At 58.0% G+C, this 17,254-nt stretch carries 18 protein-coding genes, 1 tRNA gene and 1 pseudogene; 7 read left to right on the top strand and 13 right to left on the bottom strand.

The genetic code is table 11. From position 1 onward, the window contains the following. The first annotated feature begins 180 nt into the window (after positions 1–180). Complete coding sequence (locus BN77_RS12085; RefSeq protein ID WP_208856458.1) at positions 181–1,452, top strand: GGDEF domain-containing protein; 1,272 nt, start codon at positions 181–183, stop codon at positions 1,450–1,452. A gap of 3 nt (positions 1,453–1,455) precedes the next feature. Here BN77_RS12085 and BN77_RS12090 read toward each other — a convergent pair whose 3' ends face one another. Further along, positions 1,456–2,232, bottom strand: a complete 777-nt coding sequence (locus tag BN77_RS12090; protein WP_007532116.1) for an SDR family NAD(P)-dependent oxidoreductase — start codon at positions 2,230–2,232, stop codon at positions 1,456–1,458. A gap of 375 nt (positions 2,233–2,607) precedes the next feature. On the opposite strand from BN77_RS12090, the gene BN77_RS12095 reads away from it, so the two are divergent. Further along, complete coding sequence (locus BN77_RS12095) at positions 2,608–3,198, top strand: TetR/AcrR family transcriptional regulator (RefSeq protein WP_007532119.1); 591 nt, start codon at positions 2,608–2,610, stop codon at positions 3,196–3,198. Positions 3,199–3,231: 33 nt separating this feature from the next. Here the strand turns inward: BN77_RS12095 and BN77_RS12100 are convergent, their stop codons facing one another. Further along, positions 3,232–3,846 (bottom strand): FMN-dependent NADH-azoreductase, encoded by a 615-nt coding sequence (locus BN77_RS12100; RefSeq protein WP_007532121.1) that lies wholly within the window; start codon positions 3,844–3,846, stop codon positions 3,232–3,234. Positions 3,847–3,988: 142 nt separating this feature from the next. Between BN77_RS12100 and BN77_RS12105 the strand changes: the two genes are divergently transcribed. After that, entirely contained in the window at positions 3,989–4,957 is a 969-nt protein-coding gene (locus BN77_RS12105) for a LysR family transcriptional regulator (protein WP_007532124.1), read from the top strand. A gap of 64 nt (positions 4,958–5,021) precedes the next feature. Here BN77_RS12105 and BN77_RS12110 read toward each other — a convergent pair whose 3' ends face one another. The 4 genes from BN77_RS12110 to BN77_RS12125 all read right to left on the bottom strand — a co-directional run bounded on the left by BN77_RS12110 (position 5,022) and on the right by BN77_RS12125 (position 8,954). Then, on the bottom strand, positions 5,022–7,010 hold the full coding sequence (locus tag BN77_RS12110; RefSeq protein ID WP_007532126.1) for a bifunctional 2',3'-cyclic-nucleotide 2'-phosphodiesterase/3'-nucleotidase: 1,989 nt from the start codon (positions 7,008–7,010) through the stop codon (positions 5,022–5,024). 90 nt (positions 7,011–7,100) lie between these two features. Beyond that, a complete protein-coding gene (locus BN77_RS12115; protein ID WP_007532128.1) occupies positions 7,101–7,436 on the bottom strand; it encodes a PilZ domain-containing protein in 336 nt (111 codons plus the stop codon). Between the two features lie 70 nt (positions 7,437–7,506). Beyond that, complete coding sequence (locus tag BN77_RS12120; RefSeq protein ID WP_007532130.1) at positions 7,507–8,403, bottom strand: DMT family transporter; 897 nt, start codon at positions 8,401–8,403, stop codon at positions 7,507–7,509. Positions 8,404–8,492: 89 nt separating this feature from the next. Then, the gene (locus tag BN77_RS12125) at positions 8,493–8,954 is read right to left on the bottom strand and encodes an Lrp/AsnC family transcriptional regulator (protein WP_007532132.1); all 462 of its coding nucleotides are present in this window, start codon (positions 8,952–8,954) and stop codon (positions 8,493–8,495) included. A gap of 152 nt (positions 8,955–9,106) precedes the next feature. Here BN77_RS12125 and ald point away from each other — a divergent pair, with 152 nt between their 5' ends. After that, the gene (gene ald / locus BN77_RS12130; RefSeq protein WP_007532135.1) at positions 9,107–10,225 is read left to right on the top strand and encodes an alanine dehydrogenase; all 1,119 of its coding nucleotides are present in this window, start codon (positions 9,107–9,109) and stop codon (positions 10,223–10,225) included. A 61-nt stretch (positions 10,226–10,286) separates the two neighbouring features. Here ald and BN77_RS12135 read toward each other — a convergent pair whose 3' ends face one another. From BN77_RS12135 to BN77_RS12155, 5 genes are all read right to left on the bottom strand, one after another. Next, a complete protein-coding gene (locus BN77_RS12135) occupies positions 10,287–10,754 on the bottom strand; it encodes a DUF1203 domain-containing protein (protein ID WP_007532138.1) in 468 nt (155 codons plus the stop codon). 98 nt (positions 10,755–10,852) lie between these two features. Continuing rightward, on the bottom strand, positions 10,853–11,416 hold the full coding sequence (locus BN77_RS12140; RefSeq protein WP_007532140.1) for a GNAT family N-acetyltransferase: 564 nt from the start codon (positions 11,414–11,416) through the stop codon (positions 10,853–10,855). Positions 11,417–11,420: 4 nt separating this feature from the next. After that, entirely contained in the window at positions 11,421–12,290 is an 870-nt protein-coding gene (sseA, locus tag BN77_RS12145; RefSeq protein ID WP_007532143.1) for a 3-mercaptopyruvate sulfurtransferase, read from the bottom strand. Between the two features lie 17 nt (positions 12,291–12,307). Further along, on the bottom strand, positions 12,308–13,045 hold the full coding sequence (locus BN77_RS12150; protein ID WP_007532145.1) for an alanyl-tRNA editing protein: 738 nt from the start codon (positions 13,043–13,045) through the stop codon (positions 12,308–12,310). 6 nt (positions 13,046–13,051) lie between these two features. Beyond that, complete coding sequence (locus BN77_RS12155) at positions 13,052–14,092, bottom strand: cysteine synthase A (RefSeq protein WP_007532147.1); 1,041 nt, start codon at positions 14,090–14,092, stop codon at positions 13,052–13,054. A gap of 231 nt (positions 14,093–14,323) precedes the next feature. On the opposite strand from BN77_RS12155, the gene BN77_RS12160 reads away from it, so the two are divergent. Beyond that, positions 14,324–14,971, top strand: coding sequence for a ChrR family anti-sigma-E factor (locus tag BN77_RS12160; protein ID WP_007532149.1), 648 nt, complete (start codon positions 14,324–14,326; stop codon positions 14,969–14,971). Between the two features lie 100 nt (positions 14,972–15,071). Continuing rightward, positions 15,072–15,905, top strand: coding sequence for an SDR family NAD(P)-dependent oxidoreductase (locus BN77_RS12165; protein WP_007532151.1), 834 nt, complete (start codon positions 15,072–15,074; stop codon positions 15,903–15,905). A gap of 80 nt (positions 15,906–15,985) precedes the next feature. Here BN77_RS12165 and BN77_RS34750 read toward each other — a convergent pair. Continuing rightward, positions 15,986–16,234 (bottom strand): annotated as a pseudogene (locus BN77_RS34750) (SAM-dependent methyltransferase); the annotation flags it as partial. A 193-nt stretch (positions 16,235–16,427) separates the two neighbouring features. Here BN77_RS34750 and BN77_RS34755 point away from each other — a divergent pair. Continuing rightward, the gene (locus BN77_RS34755) at positions 16,428–16,610 is read left to right on the top strand and encodes a hypothetical protein (RefSeq protein WP_081593542.1); all 183 of its coding nucleotides are present in this window, start codon (positions 16,428–16,430) and stop codon (positions 16,608–16,610) included. Between the two features lie 540 nt (positions 16,611–17,150). On the opposite strand, the gene BN77_RS12170 is transcribed toward BN77_RS34755, so the two are convergent. After that, positions 17,151–17,225, bottom strand: a tRNA-Asn gene (locus tag BN77_RS12170). Between the last annotated feature and the right edge of the window lie 29 nt (positions 17,226–17,254).

Raw genomic sequence — 17,254 nt, forward strand, 5'->3', positions numbered from 1 at the left:
TCTCCGGTGGCTAACTTCACGGCACTAATCCTCACGCAATCTTAAAGAATTGCGAAGAATCTTGGTGTCTGGAGCCTTGCAGGACAGCCACGTGCCTTACACCACACACAGACAGCCACCCATGTTTGACGCCGCTGGTTCCTGGCAGGGCGCGGTCTCTGGCGCTGACCCGAGAGGCGCCTGATGCAAGCCGTTAACCTACTGCTGTTTGCCATTGAGGCCGTTGGTTATTTCACGCTCATGGTAACGCTGCTGCATTTCCGCCAGCGCCTCGGCCTGGGTGTGTTTCTCACTGCCCTCGGCGTTATGCATTTCATGGAAACTTACCTTGCGGCAGTGTTTTACGTGGCGTTGCCATTCGGCGCTGCGTCGCCCGGGTCGTCGGTGTTTTTCACCGGCAAGCTGATGATGATTCTGATGCTGTACCTGCAAGAGGATGCCGCTACGGTTCGCCAACCGATCTACGGGCTGTTTCTAGGCAACATCCTGACGGTAGCTGTGGCCTGGCTGCTCCAGTTTCACACCCCGATCGATCTCCCGCGCGGCGACGGCGCGAACGTCGATTTCCTCAAGGAAATGGGCTGGCTCATGGTCTGGGGCACAACGCTCCTCTATCTCGACTCCATTGGCATCATCCTCCTGTACGAGCGCCTTGGCCGCTATCTGAGGCGCAGGATCATTTTACGCTTCATGATCTGTGGCTTCGTCCTCCTGACTTTCGACCAGATCGGGTTCTTCGGTGCATTGCACTATTTCCTTGATATTCCGGCCTCCGCCTTTTGGGACGGGTGGAGAGCAAAAATGTTCGCCGTCTGCATCTACACAGGGCTCTTTGCCATCTACGAGATTTGGATCCGCCGCAGTGGTATTCCGGCAAGCGTGCGACCGATTAGCGATATCTTCAGCGACCTGACCTTCCGCGAGCGTTACAACGATCTGCTGAATCGGACGGGCAGGGACGTTCTAACAGGTGTTTACGATCGCACACGTATGGAGATGGAAGCGCCAGTTATGGTGCGCGAAGCCTTGCGGCAAGGCCAGTTCGCTACGGTGATTATTCTGGATGCTGACCATTTCAAGGACGTCAACGATCGCTTCGGGCATTTGCAGGGAGATGAGGTGTTGAAGGCGATCACGCTTCGCCTCGGGACCATTTTGCGATCGGCTGACCGTGTCTTCCGTTTTGGTGGCGAGGAGTTTGTCGCGGTCTGCCCGGCAACCGACCATGCCGAGGGGATTCGTCTTGCCGAACGCTTGCGCTGGACGATAGCGAGCAGCGTCAAGACGCCGGATGGCAAGCCCGTTACCGTCAGCATCGGTGTGGCGACAGCCGACACTGACGGCGCAAGCTTCACAACTGTCCTTTCGACCGCGGATGAACGACTTTATCAGGCAAAAAAGGGCGGACGCAATTGCGTTGTTGGCAAGCCTGGGCTTGTGAAGACCGGCTAGCGTTTAACCGGGGCGGAACATCTTGGCGCCTGAAGGTGCGCTCGTCGTACCGCCATCGACCACAATTTCGATCCCTGTGACATTGCTCGAATCATTTGAGGCAAAATAGAGCGCAGCCTTGGCAATCTCTTCCGCTTCGCTCATGCGTCCAAGCGGGCTCATACCGCCCAGCCTGGCCTCAAGCGCGGACATTGCATCTGCCGTCGACGCCATTGGTTGCCAGATCGGTGTTCTGGTGCCGCCCGGCGTAACCTGGTTGACGCGGATGCCGCGTGGTGCAAGCTCGGAAGCCATGTTGCGGGTCATGGCACGTACCGCACCCTTCGTAGCAGCATAGGCCGACCATCCTGGTGCACCAAGCACCGCGTGCACCGATCCGTTGAGGATAACGGAGCCGCCGTCGTTCAGATGCGGCAGTGCGGCTTGGACCGTAAAGAAGACAGCCGTAAGGTTCGTGCTGATGATGGCATTAAACTGCTCCAGCGACGTCGCGCCGAGCGGAGTGGCGCCGCCTATCCCGGCATTTGCGAAAAGCACGTCAAACTTCCCGAATTTGGCAGAGGCTTCCGCAAAAGCCAGTTCCGTGGCAGATACATCGGTGACGTCGAGCTTCAGCGTGAGTACGTTGCTGCCCAAAGCCTTCTCGGCGGCCGCAAGGGTCTCGGGATTACGGCCGGTAATGATCACCTTGGCCCCCTCGTCAAGGAAGACCTTGGCAGTGGCAAGACCGATACCGCTGTTTCCGCCCGTGATGAGGGCGACCTTGTTCTGCAGGCGCATTGAATAACTCCATCAAAGAAAGCAAGGGACAAAACACCTGGATTTAAGTGGCTTTCCCTTGGCTTCGGTTACGTTTCGACCGGCATTCGCACCGATCGGCGAAGTCTTACCATCCGCCGGGCAGATCGCCTGGCCGCCCCTTCGGTTCTTGCCGCCGTTAAGATTTTCCGAACCCTATGGGATAGGCCGAGAGAGCCGGGAGGTGTGACTGTCCCTCGATCATTATCTGCATCTCGGTGATCCGTTCTCTCAACCGGTGCGGCCTCTTTCATGCCACTTCCTCTTGGAAACCATCGCGATCTGGATTATGATCGACATCTAGAAGGATTACGATTGTAATCTTGATAAGTCAATCGATGACGGGAGAAAAATTTCATGGGCCACTCACAGCAGGATAAACGCAAGACGCATGAGAGGATCGTCGAAATCGCCTCGAAGCGCTTGCGCGAGAAAGGGCTGGAAGGCGTCGGCGTCGCGGATCTGATGAAGGAGGCGGGCCTGACGGTCGGTGGCTTCTATAAGCATTTCGCGTCGCGCGACGAACTGGTGGCAGAGGCGATGCAATCGGCCTTCGGCGCTTGGGCTGCGAAAGTTCGCTCGGAAGGGCGTGCGCCGGAGGACATTACGCTGCAGGAGTACGCGGCGACATACCTGAGCAGGGAACACCGGGACGACACGGCCGGGGGGTGCCCGTTCGCGGCGCTCACGGCCGATATTGCCCGCAGCGGCGAGAAATGTCGGTCGCTGGCGACTGATCAAATAAAGTCGAACATACGCAAAATGCAGGCGCGGATGGACGTTGGGGACGCAGCGGAAGCGCGCCGCAAGGCGATTATCACATCCTGCCTCATGACCGGCGCGCTGGGCCTCGCACGGATCTCGAACGAAGAAGCCTTAGCCGGCGAGATACTCGATACCGTGAAGGCGTTCGTAAACGACCTTAGTACAAATGAAAACGGCCGGTGAGGACCGGCCGTTTCAAATCAGTTTAGAGAGCCGTTAAGCGGCGAGGGCGATTTCCTCGGCACGGGCCTTGGCAGCGCCAATTGCCTTCTCGGCAGCTTCCGGACCAAAGGCGACGCCTTCGACGTAGATCGTTTCGATGTCGGTGATGCCGAGGAAGCCCAGCACCGACTTCAGGTACGGAACAGCGTGGTTCATGCCGGCTGCAGGGCCCTGCGAGTAGACACCCCCGGAGGCAAGCACGACGTAGACCTTCTTGCCGGTGGCAAGGCCAACCGGACCGCTTTCGGTATACTTGAAGGTGAGGCCGGCGCGGGCGACGTTGTCGATCCAGGTCTTCAGCGACGAGTAGATGTTGAAGTTGATGAGACCGGTGCCGATGACGATCGTATCGGCGGCAAGGAGTTCCGCAACAAGAGCGTCGGACGTCTTTACGGCCTCAGCCTGTTCGACGGTGCGGGCGTCTGCGGGCGTGCGGATAGCGGCGGTGAAGAGATCGTCGATATGCGGAAGCGGGTTGGCGGCGAGGTCGCGGCGAACAACTGTGCTTCCCGGCTGCTGAGCCTTGATCTTTTCAACGAGATCGGCGGCGATCGTGGTGGAAAGCGACTCTGCACGCGGGCTGGAAGTCAGGAGCAGAATGGACGACATGATTGAATTTCCTCTCGAATTGGGGGGTAGCGTCTCTTGTAGGGAGCTTCGAGCCGCTGTTTCGAGGCAGAAAATAGGGCTGGCTGACTATCGAAAAAACTGTGATAATGTCGATCAAAATCATCGATAGATTGGATGGAAGATGCTTCCGAACCCCACACTGGACCAGTTGCAGGTGTTCCTCACCGTTGCGGAAACCGGGAGCTTTTCAGCCGCTTCGCGGTCGCTAAACCGTGCTCAATCGGTCATCAGCTACACGATCGCCAACCTCGAAGCTCAATTGGAGGTGTCTCTCTTCGAGCGCTCCGGCGCAAGGCAGCCGAAGCTCACGGAAGCGGGCAAGGCCTTGCTCGAAGATGCGCGGCGCCTTGTCTCGGACCTCGAAGTCATGCGGGCCCGCGTGAAAGGGCTGAAGGAAGGGCTGGAGGCCGAGGTCTCCGTGGCAATAAGCGTCATGGTGCCATCGCATGTGGTCGTCGACGTGCTGCGCGGGTTCCGTGACAAATTTCCGTCCGTGGCGCTCAATCTGACGGTGGGTGAACTCGGTGTGGTGATGGATCTCGTCTTGAGCGGCAAGGCAACGATAGGCATCGGTGGCGCTCTGCTCAAACAGCACGACGCGCTTGTTGCAGAACAAATAGGCCAATCCTTCATGACGCCCGTTGCCGCACATGATCATCCGCTTGCGAAGTTCGGCAGACCATTGACCCTCGCGGATGTCCGTGAGGAGACGCAGTTGGTGGTCACGGATGCATCGGGCTTAACAAAGGGCCGTGACTTTAATGTGCTTTCCTACAAGACATGGCGGGTGAGCGACGTTGCAACGAAGCATTCCCTCATTCGCGGCGGGCTTGGTTGGGGCGGCTTGCCCGCCTCACTTATTCGCAACGATCTGCAAAGCGGTGCTTTGGTCCACCTCGACTTGCCGGCCTTCGAGCAGGGAGAATATCCAATCTATGCCATGAGACGGACCGCTAGCCCACCGGGTCCGGCAGCGAGTTGGATGATCGATGCGTTTCGCGTGAGGCTCGAGCAATGTCCCAAGCAGGCCGATTTCGCGGCTGAATTGGCTGAACTGTCGCCACCTGATTTGCCGATTGCCGCCGAGTAAGAGGACGCGGATTCTCGCGCCCTCCATTTCCGCTCTAAACAGACAACCGCCCGAAGGCTCACATCTAGAGTATCAGCCTGAACTTCGAGAAGCCGTCGGTGCCTTCGCCGGCATCCTCGATCTTGACGTTTTTAACGTCCGCGAGGAATTGCTTGGCCTTCGGACCACTCTGGAAGACGGCTGTTGTTCCCGGCAGTGGTTTGAATGTCCAGTTCCCGTCGGCGGAGGGATTGATCGTGCCTTCTTCATGGACAAAGCGGACAATGACGTCGCGATTCGTATCGGGCGCCTGGAAGATGACCTTGTCGGCAGCGATTTCCGGAAATTTGCCACCACCGCCCGCACGGTAATTGTTGGTGACGACGACGAATTTTTGCGTGAGATCAATGGGCTTGCCGTCAAACTGCAGGTTTTGGATGCGGTTTGAATCGGCATTGACCAACTTGCCGTCATCGTCGAACCTGCGTGGCTGCGATAGGTCGATTTGATAGGTGACGCCATCGATCACATCGAAGTTGTATGATGGGAAGGCGTTGTTTAGCAGGTCCGCGTCCTTCGATCCCGGTTTCACTTCGTTGAACATGGCGGCTGACATTTCCAGCCAGTTCTTTACCTGCTCGCCAGTAATGGCGACGGCCTGGACGGTGTTGGGATAGAGGTAGAGGTCAGCGACGTTCTTGATCGCTATGTCGCCGGCGGGCACGTCCGTATAGTAGTCCGCGCCGCCCCGGCCGCCGGCCTTGAACGGCGCCGCCGCGGAAAGCACCGGTAGGTCCTTGTATTCTGTGTCGGCCAACATCTGCTTGATGTACCAGGTCTGTGCCTGGCTAACGATCTGAACGGAGGGGTCGTCGGCAACAAGCGCGAAATAGGAGTAGAGCGGGGCCGAGGTCTTGCCGACCGGGGTACGCACATAGGAGAGCGTTGCCTCGTGCTCGGCCCTTGCAGCCTCGATAACGTCCTTTTTGTCCGCGACGTCGGCAACGACCTTCTTCTTGTCATCGCGGTGGTAGATCGGTCGGGCTTCGCAGGTGAAGTCTACAATCTTCCAGCCTTTGCCGTCCTTCTCCAGCAGGAGGTCGATCAGGCCAAGATGGGAGCCCCAGAAGCCTGCCATCACCGCGGGTTTGCCGTGTAATGTGCCTTTCACCGGATCGGCGTTCTGAATGCCGTCCCAGGATTTGGGGCCGGGGAAGACAAGATGCTGGTGCCCGGTGAAGATCGCGTCGATCCCCTCGACTGTGGCGAGATGCAGGGATGCATTCTCCATCTTCTCGGATGGGGCCGCGCCATCGATGCCGGAATGGGACAGCGCGATCACGATATCTGCGCCTTCCTGTTTCATGACAGGCACCCAGGCTTTGGCGGCCTCGACGATGTCACGCGTCTCGGCCTTGCCTTCGAGGTTCTTGATGTCCCAAAGCATGATCTGCGGCGGGACGAAGCCGATGAAGCCGATCTTGACGGGGCCTTCGTTACCGGCACCATCCTTGATGGTCTTTTCGACGATGATGTAAGGCTTGAAAAACAGCTCGTCCTTCGCCGGGTCGGACGCAAGTTGGCCCTTTGTCAGGTTCGCGCAGACGAACGGGAAGTTCGCCCCGTTCAGCACCTTGAACATGAAATCGAGGCCATAATTGAATTCATGGTTGCCGAGCGTGCCGACCGTATAGCCGAGCGTGTTCATTGCCTTGATGACGGGATGCACATCGCCGTCCTTCATGCCATGCTGATAGGCCATGTAATCGCCCATCGGATTACCTTGCAGCACGTCGCCGTTGTCAACCAGCAGCGAGTTGGCGGCTTCCGCTCTGATATTGTCGATGATCGTCGCGGTGCGTGCCAGGCCCATCGTATCGTTCGGCTTGTCGGCGTAGTAGTCGTAGGGAAAGACGTTGACGTGAATGTCCGTCGTTTCCATCAGCCGCAGATGTGCCTGGTTGGCGGCTGCGCGTGCACTGAAGGGATGAAGCAGGACGAGTGCAGATGTGGCAGCAATGCCCCCAAGCAGAGAGCGGCGGGTCATCGGCCGCAGATCGAAAATGGCAGACATGAAAACTCCTTCGAAAATCACGCATCCCCCGGCCCACAGGCGAGATTATGGTGATTTGCGAAGGAGTAAACCCTGAAAATGACAGGGCGATTACCGCGTCAGGACTGGCTTTATTTCCTTATGGAAGAACCGGAAGTATGACGCCACTTGCGCACGGGCATTGGAGTTCGGATCGAACTGAATTCCCAGACGGCCATTGTGGCTCCAACGGATGATGCCCTGTAGCGTGCCGAGATCGTCAGCAAGAATCTGTACACGGCTGCCGGACGCGGCATGAATCGGCGCCCGGATTTCAACCGCCATGCCGGTAACCGACATGTCAAGGATGCGAGCATCCACTTCCTTGGTGAGATAGCGGACTTTACCGAATATGCGGCAGGACCGACGTTCAGCCTTGCGGGTAATGATATTCAGATTGCGTTGCATGTTACGCTCCACCAGAAACATACAGATAAATTCTATGGGGCGAACGTTGAGAATGCTTTAATAGCTCGATCTAAAATTGCCGAGGCTCCTGTTGCGGACGCAACCTGCGTGCAACGACCTGTTCCCGCCATACGGTGAAAATCCCCGCCGCGACGACGATTGCGGAGCCGACGATCATGTTCAGGCTCAGCTTCTCACCGTAGATAAATACGCCGATGATCGATGCATAGACGAGCTGTAGATATGTCAGCGGTTGAACTGCCGCTGCATCCAACATGTCGTAGGCGCGAATGAGAAAATAGTGGCTCGATATGCTGGTTAGACAGACAAGCGCCATCCATCCCCAATCCCAGCCCGCCATCCAAGTCCAATAGAAGGGGCCGATCAGCGACATGGTGATGCCGCCCACGACGCCCGTATAGAAGAAGCTCGTCGTGGCCGAATCGTCCCTGCTGACGAGGCGCGTGGCGATGACGTAAAAGGCGAAGAGGAAGCAGGAAAAGACGGCAAGCAGGAGCCTGACGTCAAAGAATTCGCCTTCCGGCTTCAGGATAAGCAGCACGCCGATGAGACCCGCACCAATAGCTGTCCAGCGACGCCAGCCGACCCGCTCTCCAAGAATCGGCATCGAGAGAAGCGCGATCAAAATTGGGGTCGCCGAGAAGATTGCCTGCGAGTGGGCAAGGCCGATCAGCGCAAAACAGTTGATAACGACGACAACCTGGGCGGCCAGCAAAACGCCCCGGATCACCTGCAACAGGGGCCTCCTTGTTTTGGCCGTCTGCTTCAAACCACCTCGTATCCTGCTGGCAAGCGCAATGGTGAAGGCTGCGAAGGCCCAGTAGCGAATCATGGTGACAAAGACGGGCGGGTAGGCGGATGCCAGATGCTTCGAGATGCCGTCCTGCAGCGAGAAGATGGTGATCGCAAGCAGAACGAAGATATAGCCTTGGGACTTGGATTTCATGCGCGCGTCTTGCTGCGGGGGGAACAGGCAAGGGGTAACGAAGCCGCCACGCCGATGCAAGAACTGTCTGCTGATTTTTGGCTCTTCAGTCAAAGCCCGACATTTGGTCTGTCGATGACTTCCCGCAGGGCAAAGCTGGAATTGATCTTAACGACATGCGGAAGCGCCGAGAGCCAGTCGCGATGGATGCGCTCGTAGTCCTCGAGATCGCGGGCGGCAACCCGGAGAATGTAGTCGTATTCGCCTGACATCAGATAGCAGACAAGAACGTTCGGACAGCGCTTAACGGCGGCCTCGAATTCCGAAAGCGTCTTTGCAAACTGACCCGATAGGGAGATATGCACCACCGCGATCATCTTGTAGTCGAGTGACTTGTGAGAGACGTGCGCGTGATAACCGCTGATAACATCGCTCTTTTCCAAAATATCAAGGCGGCGAGAGCAGGCCGATGGCGATAAGCCGACCTTGGCGGCAAGATCGGCATTGGTGATGCGGGCGTTGGATTGAAGCGCCTTGAGAATCGCATGATCGATGGCGTCTAGTTCGGACATTCGAAGGACCTTCGATTATTTTCGTGAATTTGCAATAATCTTCGAAAACCAGCGTCGGCGCAAACCTTCTTTGCAAGGACATTTCGCGGCCGTGGTGGTTGGATTTCCTCGTTAAAACACTCCGCCAAGCGGACAAAAGAGAGGAACGCCCAATGCGTGTCGGTTGCCCGAAGGAAATCAAGAACCATGAATATCGTGTCGGCCTGACGCCTGCATCCGTTCGTGAATATGTCGCCCATGGCCACGAGGTCTGGGTTGAAACCAAGGCAGGCGCTGGCATTGGTGCCGATGATGCCGCCTACGCGGCCGCTGGCGCAAAGATTGCCGCCTCGGCCAAGGAAATCTTCGAAAAGTGCGACATGATCGTGAAAGTCAAGGAGCCGCAACCCTCCGAGTGGGCGCAGCTTCGTGATGGCCAGATTCTCTATACCTATCTCCACCTCGCCCCCGATCCGGAACAAACCAAAGGTCTGCTTGCATCAGGCGTCACCGCTGTTGCCTATGAGACCGTGACGGATGATCGCGGCGGCCTGCCGCTCCTGGCGCCGATGTCCGAGGTCGCCGGTCGCCTGTCGATCCAGGCGGGTGCGACCGCGCTGCAGAAGGCCAATGGCGGCCTTGGCATCCTGCTCGGCGGCGTGCCCGGCGTGCTGCCGGCCAAGGTTGCGGTCATCGGCGGCGGCGTCGTCGGCTTGCATGCAGCCAGGATGGCCGCAGGCCTTGGTGCCGACGTCAGTATCCTCGATAAGTCTCTTCCGCGCCTGCGTCAGCTCGACGACATCTTTGGCGGTCGAGTCCACACCCGCTATTCCAGCATTCAGGCATTGGAAGAAGAAGTATTTACGGCCGACCTCGTCATTGGCGCTGTGCTTATTCCGGGAGCCGCCGCACCGAAGCTTGTCACCCGAGAAATGCTGTCGGGCATGAAGCGTGGTTCCGTGATCGTTGATGTCGCCATCGACCAAGGCGGTTGCTTCGAGACCTCGCATGCAACGACCCATTCCGAGCCGACCTACGTTGTCGATGACGTGGTGCATTATTGCGTCGCCAACATGCCGGGCGCTGTGCCGGTCACTTCGGCACATGCCCTGAACAATGCGACGCTGGTTTATGGCTTGGCGCTTGCCGACCGTGGGCTGCGAGCCATCGCGGAGGATCGTCACCTCAGGAACGGTCTGAACATCCACAAGGGCCGCGTCACCAACAAGCCCGTGGCCGAAGCTCTGGGCTATGAGGCCTACGCGCCGGAAAGCGTACTGAACGTAGCGTAAATCCCATCGCGTTACGTGAGGCAGGGCCGGTCGCATCTACTGCGACCGGCTCTTTTTGCTGTCATCTATCGATACGGCACTGATAGCAGTTGTTGCGTGCCGAGCGCACGTGCACATAGGCGATGTCCGGCCGATCCAGGAGCTGGGTGGCATAGGAGCGGATATCGGGTGTCAGTGTCACAGCGCCCGTGCCGTAGACAATGCGGTTTTCCGTATTGTAGCCACGCACGATGAAGTCTGGACTAGTTAGAACCGGCGGCAGAACCTCTTCCGCTGCATAGCGCTCGCATGGTTGCTTGTGGAGGAAGATAGGTCCGGTCTCAGCATAAGGCTGAAGCTCGGGGAACGGCCGGTATGCAAAAACCAGCAGTTCCTGGCCTGCATCGATGTTCTTCAGGCAATGACGGCAGGGATGGCCTGGACCGTCGGAGACCATTGTCTCGGGCAAGAAGCCGTAGGCGTCCCTGCCGCCGTTCCAGAGGTTCTCGGCATCGGCGGTGGGCATGGCGCAAAAGCGGATGTCTGTCATGGCGGATCTCCTTGCTGATTGCCATGAGATGCGCCTTTATCGAGATGGAAACCACCCGATTCCTGCCGAAGCCCTCGATGAGGGCCCAACTGACCGGATCACCAGTCCTTCTTGCACAGCTCCAGAAGTTCCTTGTCGCTGAGAGGCCGGACGATGCCCGAACCGGTGGAGACCGGTGAAAAGCCGAACATCTGGTAGAGTTGCAAGGCGCGCGGGTGATCGAGATTGTTGGTCGTCGTCGTCACCCGCTTGGGGTTGAGCGTCCAGATCGCGTAGAGCGACTGCAGCAGGAACCACTTTCCGATCCCCAGGCCTAGCGCACGTTCGAAGAGCCCGAAGTGGCTGAGTTCGATCGTGTCTTCATCCTCGACGAAGTATTCGTAAAAGCCGGCGGGCGCGCCGTTGACGTAAAGGACGCTGATATTGTTGCGCTTGTCGTGAAGCGTCTTGGCAAGATCCTCGTCACCCATCCGCAAGCGATCCACCCACTGCCACCGGGCCCCGACTTGCCGGTAGAGATAACGGTAGAAGGGGAGCGGAATATCGGGTGCTCGCATGATCGCCGTCTGGATGTTGATCGGCACCGGCAGGCTTGCCTTCGGCGGTGCCGTCATTTCGAGGCGGGTGATATGGGCTTTTAACGAAGAGGGTGCCTTCACCATCGCGTCAGGCTTTGACCGGTTCTGGCGGGCCTGTAACGACGGGCGTGTCTTCGCGACCACCCCATTCGCTCCAGGAGCCGTCGTAGAGCTTGTTGTCGGTGTGGCCGAGCGACTCCAGCGCCAGGGTAATGATTGCGGCGGTGATGCCGGAACCGCAAGATGTAACGACGGGCTTGGAAAGATCTATGCCCGCGTCCTCGATCGTCTGCTTCAGTTCCGGCAGCGACTTGAAGCGACCCTGAGTGGCGAAGAGGCCCGATGGCAGGCTGCGTGCACCGGGCATGTGGCCGGAGCGCATGCCGGCCCGCGGCTCAGGCTCGAGCGCTGCAAATCGGCCCGCACTTCTGGCGTCGGCGATCTGTAGCGCGCCGCTCGCAACAATGTCCCGCATTGTGTCGAGAGTGACGACTCTGGAGGCGTCATAGCTTGGCTTGAACACCTTCGGTTCGTAATGAGGTGCACTTGTCTCAAGCGGACGCCCCTCCGACTTCCACCCGTCCAGGCCTCCGTCGAGTACGTACACATGCCGCGCGCCCATGACGCGAAACAGCCACCAGACCCGCGGTGATGCGAACATTCCGATGCCGTCATAGACAACAATACGATCGTTTTCTTCGATGCCGAGCCTGCCAACCTCCGCTGCGAAAAGCTCGGGCGAGGGAATGGTGTGCGGCAGCGGTACGGAGTGATCGGCTATTTTGTCCTGATCGAAGCGAATGGCGCCTGGAATATGGCCGGCGGCGTATTCCGCGTCGGCATCGCGCTGCTGCGCAGGCAGATAGAAGGACGCGTCAAGGATGCGCAAATCCGGCTTGCCCAATTCCGCCTGTAGCCAATCGGCCGAAACAACGAAACGGCTCTTCTCTTCGCTCATTCTGCTCTCCCTGGGCTTTAGGCTTCGTCGCCCGGAGCGCCGAAGCGAATTCGGAAGCGACGGTTCTCCTTGCCCTTCTTTTCGATCTTGGCAATGTGAATCTGACCGACTTCCTGCGTTTCGGACACATGTGTGCCGCCACAGGGCTGGCTGTCAATCGCCGAGTTCTCGCCGATGCAGACTAAGCTGACCCGGCCTAACCCAATCGGCGGGCGAACATTCTTGGATTTGACGATGCCGGGATTGGCCGCCAGTTCTTCATCGGTGATCCACTGCAGGTAAACCGGGTGGTTTTGCCGTACCAGATCCATGAGTTGTTCGGTGACATCATCCTTGCTTATCGTCTCGGTCATGTCGAAGTCGACACGGCTCTCATCTTCGCCGACAGCCGCACCGGTGATCGGATAGGAGCAGACGACGGAGAGCAAGTGACAGGCGGTGTGCATTCGCATCAGCTTGTAACGGCGTGGCCAATCAACGTGCAGCACCAGCTTTTCACCGACGGCCGGCTGCTCCTGGCCCTCGAGCGGCACATGCACGACGATGTCCTTGGTTGCTCCATGCTTCGTTTGTCCGAGCGTGATCTTGCTGCCGTCGGAGCGCTCGAGAAAGCCGGTATCGCCCGGCTGCCCGCCTGATGTCGCATAGAAGCAGGTCTGATCCAGTTCGATGCCCCCGTCTTCGTGAATGGCGGTTACGACCGCCTCGCATGTCGAAAGATAGAAATCATCACGATAGAGGGCATTGACGGGCATGGTGTCTCACGCTGCTGGTTCGTATGGGATCTGTATGTCTTGCTTCTTGGCGAGCCACGCGGGAATGGGTAGGCCCTTGGAGGCCAGGAAGTCAGGATTGAAGAGCTTCGATTGATATCGGTTGCCGTAGTCGCAAAGGATCGTCACGATGGTATGGCCGGGGCCGAGTTCCCTCGCGAGGCGCACCGCGCCGGCGATGTTGATCGCCGTCGATCCACCCAGGCACAGACCTTCGTGCTCGACGAGATCGAAGAGGTAGGGCAGGGCTTCCGCATCCGAAATGCTATAGGCAAAATCGGGCGTGAAGCCTTCCAGGTTGGCCGTAATCCGCCCTTGACCTATACCTTCGGTGATTGAAGAGCCGGCCGACTTGAGTTCACCATTCTTGTAGAATTCGTAGAGCGCGGCGCCGTCGGGGTCCGCTATGCCGATCTTGACGTCCTTGCTAAATGCCTTGAGGCCGGCTGCCACGCCGGCAAGTGTCCCGCCCGATCCGACCGAACAAATGAAGCCGTCCACTTTGCCTTCGGTATCGTTCCAGATTTCGCGGGCGGTCGTTTCGATGTGGGCCTGCCGGTTGGCGACGTTGTCGAACTGGTTTGCCCAGATGGCGCCGTTAGGGTCTGTCTTCGCCAACTGCTCGGCGAGCCGTCCGGACACCTTCACATAATTGTTCGGGTTCTTGTAGGGAACGGCGGGCACCTCGACGAGCTCGGCGCCGAGCAACTTCAGGGCATCCTTCTTTTCCTGGCTCTGGGTTTCCGGGATGACGATGACGGTTCGGTAGCCAAGTGCCTTTGCAACGACGGTCAAGCCGATGCCGGTATTGCCAGCGGTTCCCTCGACAATGACGCCGCCCGGCCTCAGCAAGCCCTTCTTCTCCGCATCGCGAATGATGTAGAGCGCCGCGCGATCCTTGACCGACTGGCCTGGATTGAGAAACTCCGCTTTGCCGAGAATAGTGCAGCCGGTCGCCTCCGATGCGCCCTTGAGCTTGATCAGGGGGGTGTTGCCGATTGCCTCTAGAACGGACGGGTGGACGGTCATGGACTCTGCCTCTTTTGAACGCTTAGTTTAGGAACGGTCTTTTCCCTTCACAAGGCTAGGTTGGCAAGAAATGCTATTCCATCCCTTTGAGCGCAACGATAAAATTACACTTCATCGTGTTCCCGGCGCCCTTGAACCGGAGCCGTTGTGATCCTTGTGATCTGGAGATTGACTTTCAACGTACGGATGACAACAAAGCAATCTCTAAAACGGAAACAGCCGAAAACCGTCATGGTTCGTGAGCATGTCGATACGGTCGATGTCCTGATGGCGCACTACGTCGCCGGATCTCTTCCTCAGCCGGCGCGGGTGCTGGTGGAATCGCATCTCGAAATAAAGCCGGATCATCGCTTGCTGGTCAGTGATCTCGAATCTCTCGCCGGCGAGGCTCTCGAGCAGATACCTGAGGCTGCAATCGATGACCGCACCAGACGGCTTGCGGCTGTTTTCTCCTCCGCTCCGCCTGCCGAAAACCGCACAGCAACGGATCTGCGGATGGGAAAAGGTTTCCTCCCGAAAGCGATTCGCGATTTGGTCGGTTATGACCTGGACACGTTACCCTGGAAAACGAAGCTTCCGGGCTTCAAGCAATACTCAACCAACATCGATGGTTGCGAAGTCAGCTTGATGTGGATCAAGGCGGGGCGCGCGCTGCCCGCGCACACTCATAAGGGCATGGAACTCACCCTTGTTCTGGATGGCGCATTCAACGACAGTCGCGGCCGTTTCGGACGGGGCGATATCTCGGTTGCCGACGAGAGCGTCGACCATCGGCCCATCGCAGAGAAAGGCCGCCCCTGCATTGCGTTTTCGGTGCTCGACGCGCCAATCAAGCTGACAGGCTCCGTCCGCCAAATCATCGGCGACCTGATCGGCTGAAAGCAGCCACAATGGCGTGATATCGCGTTGAAACCGGGAGATGGCGAGGAACTCCCGGACCAGTTTTGATGTTCGGAGAACTGCCCGGAGGATATGTGCCATGCAAGATTTCGTCGCTCATCCGGAACATGGAATTGCTTGGATTTCCGGCGCGAGTTCCGGAATTGGACGCGCGATGGCACTGAAACTCGCCGACGAAGGATATAAGGTTGCCGTCACCGCTCGCGACCATGAAGAGCTTGCTGAATTGCAAGCCGAGGCGTCGGACCTGTCCGGTAGCATCATTGTGCTCGATGGCGATGTCACCGACGCTGAAGACATGGAGCACGTACTGGCTTCCATCGAATATGGACATGGTGCACTCGCCCTTGCGGTCTTCAACGCCGGCGTCTGTCTGCCCGTCCATGCGCAGGAGTTGAAGCTCGCTGATTTTCAGCAGAGTTTCGCGGTCAATCTGCAGGGTGTTGTAAATTGCCTTGTCCCGACCATACGGCACATGAAGGCGAAGGGGCAGGGGCAGATCGCCATCGTCTCATCCGTTGCAGGCTATAGTGGGCTGCCGTCCAGTGCAGCCTACGGCGCCACGAAAGCCGCCTTGATCAACATGGCGGAAAGCCTGAAATTCGATCTCGACAAGATGGGCATCCGCATTCAGCTCATCACCACGGGCTTTTCCGATACGCCTGCAACGAAAAACAACGAATTTCCCTTGCCGCCGCTGGTCTCGGTCGAGGAGGCAGCCGAGCAGATTTCGACGGGCCTCAAGTCCCGCAGCTTCGAGATTACCTTTCCGAAGCGCGTCACCTACATGATGAAACTTGTCAATCTCCTCCCGTATGGTCTCTATTTCCGGCTGATCAATCGCTCGAGCGGCTGGCGGGCGCGGCCGCTTGACAAGCACGCGCCTCCCGTGATGCCGCATCCCGCGGAATAATATCAATCGTCCAAGCAAGGACGAGGCGGATGGCGGCCAGACAGGAGGTCATCTGTCGAATTGGCCGCCATCCGCTCTCGTCAACTCCGCGCATAGACGACCGTGCGGGCGTCTATGTTTTTAGCGCGGAAGCCGCTTCGCAATGGAATAAATAGAATTCCTAGAGCCGCTTGAAACGCTCATCAAGGCCTACTGGGTAACGCGCAAGGCCTACTGGGTAACGCGTTCCAGGCCGGCCAAAAGCGCTCGCGCCATTCGGCAAGCACATAGTCTAACCCGAAACCAAAGTCTCTAACCAGTGACAATTTCACATTGCGGCCGATTTTCGCAGGAAGGTCGACGAATGATGGGATGTATGGGCTCGCCCACCCGCCTTATGGCAGGCGCAAAGCCGCGTCTGTTGGCCAAAAGACCGGCTGCGCAAAGATAGGTCATCATCTATCGGTGATACCCTCGCATCTGCCAGATGACGTGATACATTGCGGCCTGCAGTGACAAACGGCGCCTGGCAAGGAGAAATGGATGAGCAGATATCGGGTATTTGTAGCAGCCGGAGCGCTGATCAGTCTTGCTGCGATCGTTTCGGCCTGCTCGAACATACCGACATCATACGGCTCCGCGTCAGGATATGTACCCGGAGATTCGATGAATCGAGCCTGCGACGATGGTTTCAGACCGAGCGACGGCCGCTCGTGCAATTACTGACGGGCGAGGTCTTTCCCGCACGACGCGTCGCGCGAGAGCGATCAAGGTCACCTGGTAGACCAGAGGGCGTGGGAGGTCGCTACCTGCGCGTACACAAACAACGCGTCGGCTAGATATTTTAGGAGTGTCTTAACTTTATTGTTCCACTCTATGCCTGTCACGGATAGGTTATCGTGACAGGCAGCATCGACATTACTGAAAGGCTCGTCTCTTGTTCCGAGTGGCGAGCCTTTTCGTTTACTAATCAAAAAAGGGGCCCGGCGCTGAGAGCACCGGGCCCCTTTTTGCTGGCACCCGAAGAAGGGGCCAGCGTGCAACAATTCCTGTCGATTACTGTTGCGCAGGTCCAACCGACGAGAGCCAGGAAAGTTCCTGGCACTTGCTCGAGTGGCTCATCGGGCAGCGCTAGCACACAGCACCAGCGTAAGTTATGCATACACAGCGCCAACCGCGCGACGTCAATTTCAAGGGAGGGGAGATTATCGGAAAAGAAAACGCCCGCTTTTGGAATATCAACAAAAGCAGGCGCTTATCTTAAACTGGCTCCCCGGGCCGGATTCGAACCGGCGACCTGTCGATTAACAGTCGAATGCTCTACCGCTGAGCTACCAGGGATCACCGCTCGCCGCGGTGTGAGTGGCCTA

The sequence above is a fragment of the Rhizobium mesoamericanum STM3625 genome (genome assembly GCF_000312665.1).
Classification (GTDB): Bacteria; Pseudomonadota; Alphaproteobacteria; order Rhizobiales; family Rhizobiaceae; genus Rhizobium; species Rhizobium mesoamericanum.

Excerpts from the sequence above, each read along its gene's own strand:
- BN77_RS12095 (WP_007532119.1), top strand. The coding sequence starts at position 2,608 with ATGGGCCACTCACAGCAGGATAAACGCAAGACGCATGAGAGGATCGTC.
- BN77_RS12120 (WP_007532130.1), bottom strand. The coding sequence starts at position 8,403 with ATGAAATCCAAGTCCCAAGGCTATATCTTCGTTCTGCTTGCGATCACC.
- BN77_RS12115 (WP_007532128.1), bottom strand. The coding sequence starts at position 7,436 with ATGCAACGCAATCTGAATATCATTACCCGCAAGGCTGAACGTCGGTCC.
- BN77_RS12150 (WP_007532145.1), bottom strand. The coding sequence starts at position 13,045 with ATGCCCGTCAATGCCCTCTATCGTGATGATTTCTATCTTTCGACATGC.
- sseA (WP_007532143.1), bottom strand. The coding sequence starts at position 12,290 with ATGAGCGAAGAGAAGAGCCGTTTCGTTGTTTCGGCCGATTGGCTACAG.
- BN77_RS12155 (WP_007532147.1), bottom strand. The coding sequence starts at position 14,092 with ATGACCGTCCACCCGTCCGTTCTAGAGGCAATCGGCAACACCCCCCTG.
- ald (WP_007532135.1), top strand. The coding sequence starts at position 9,107 with ATGCGTGTCGGTTGCCCGAAGGAAATCAAGAACCATGAATATCGTGTC.
- BN77_RS34755 (WP_081593542.1), top strand. The coding sequence starts at position 16,428 with ATGAGCAGATATCGGGTATTTGTAGCAGCCGGAGCGCTGATCAGTCTT.
- BN77_RS12160 (WP_007532149.1), top strand. The coding sequence starts at position 14,324 with ATGGTTCGTGAGCATGTCGATACGGTCGATGTCCTGATGGCGCACTAC.
- BN77_RS12100 (WP_007532121.1), bottom strand. The coding sequence starts at position 3,846 with ATGTCGTCCATTCTGCTCCTGACTTCCAGCCCGCGTGCAGAGTCGCTT.
- BN77_RS12125 (WP_007532132.1), bottom strand. The coding sequence starts at position 8,954 with ATGTCCGAACTAGACGCCATCGATCATGCGATTCTCAAGGCGCTTCAA.
- BN77_RS12135 (WP_007532138.1), bottom strand. The coding sequence starts at position 10,754 with ATGACAGACATCCGCTTTTGCGCCATGCCCACCGCCGATGCCGAGAAC.
- BN77_RS12165 (WP_007532151.1), top strand. The coding sequence starts at position 15,072 with ATGCAAGATTTCGTCGCTCATCCGGAACATGGAATTGCTTGGATTTCC.
- BN77_RS12105 (WP_007532124.1), top strand. The coding sequence starts at position 3,989 with ATGCTTCCGAACCCCACACTGGACCAGTTGCAGGTGTTCCTCACCGTT.
- BN77_RS12090 (WP_007532116.1), bottom strand. The coding sequence starts at position 2,232 with ATGCGCCTGCAGAACAAGGTCGCCCTCATCACGGGCGGAAACAGCGGT.
- BN77_RS12140 (WP_007532140.1), bottom strand. The coding sequence starts at position 11,416 with ATGGTGAAGGCACCCTCTTCGTTAAAAGCCCATATCACCCGCCTCGAA.
- BN77_RS12110 (WP_007532126.1), bottom strand. The coding sequence starts at position 7,010 with ATGTCTGCCATTTTCGATCTGCGGCCGATGACCCGCCGCTCTCTGCTT.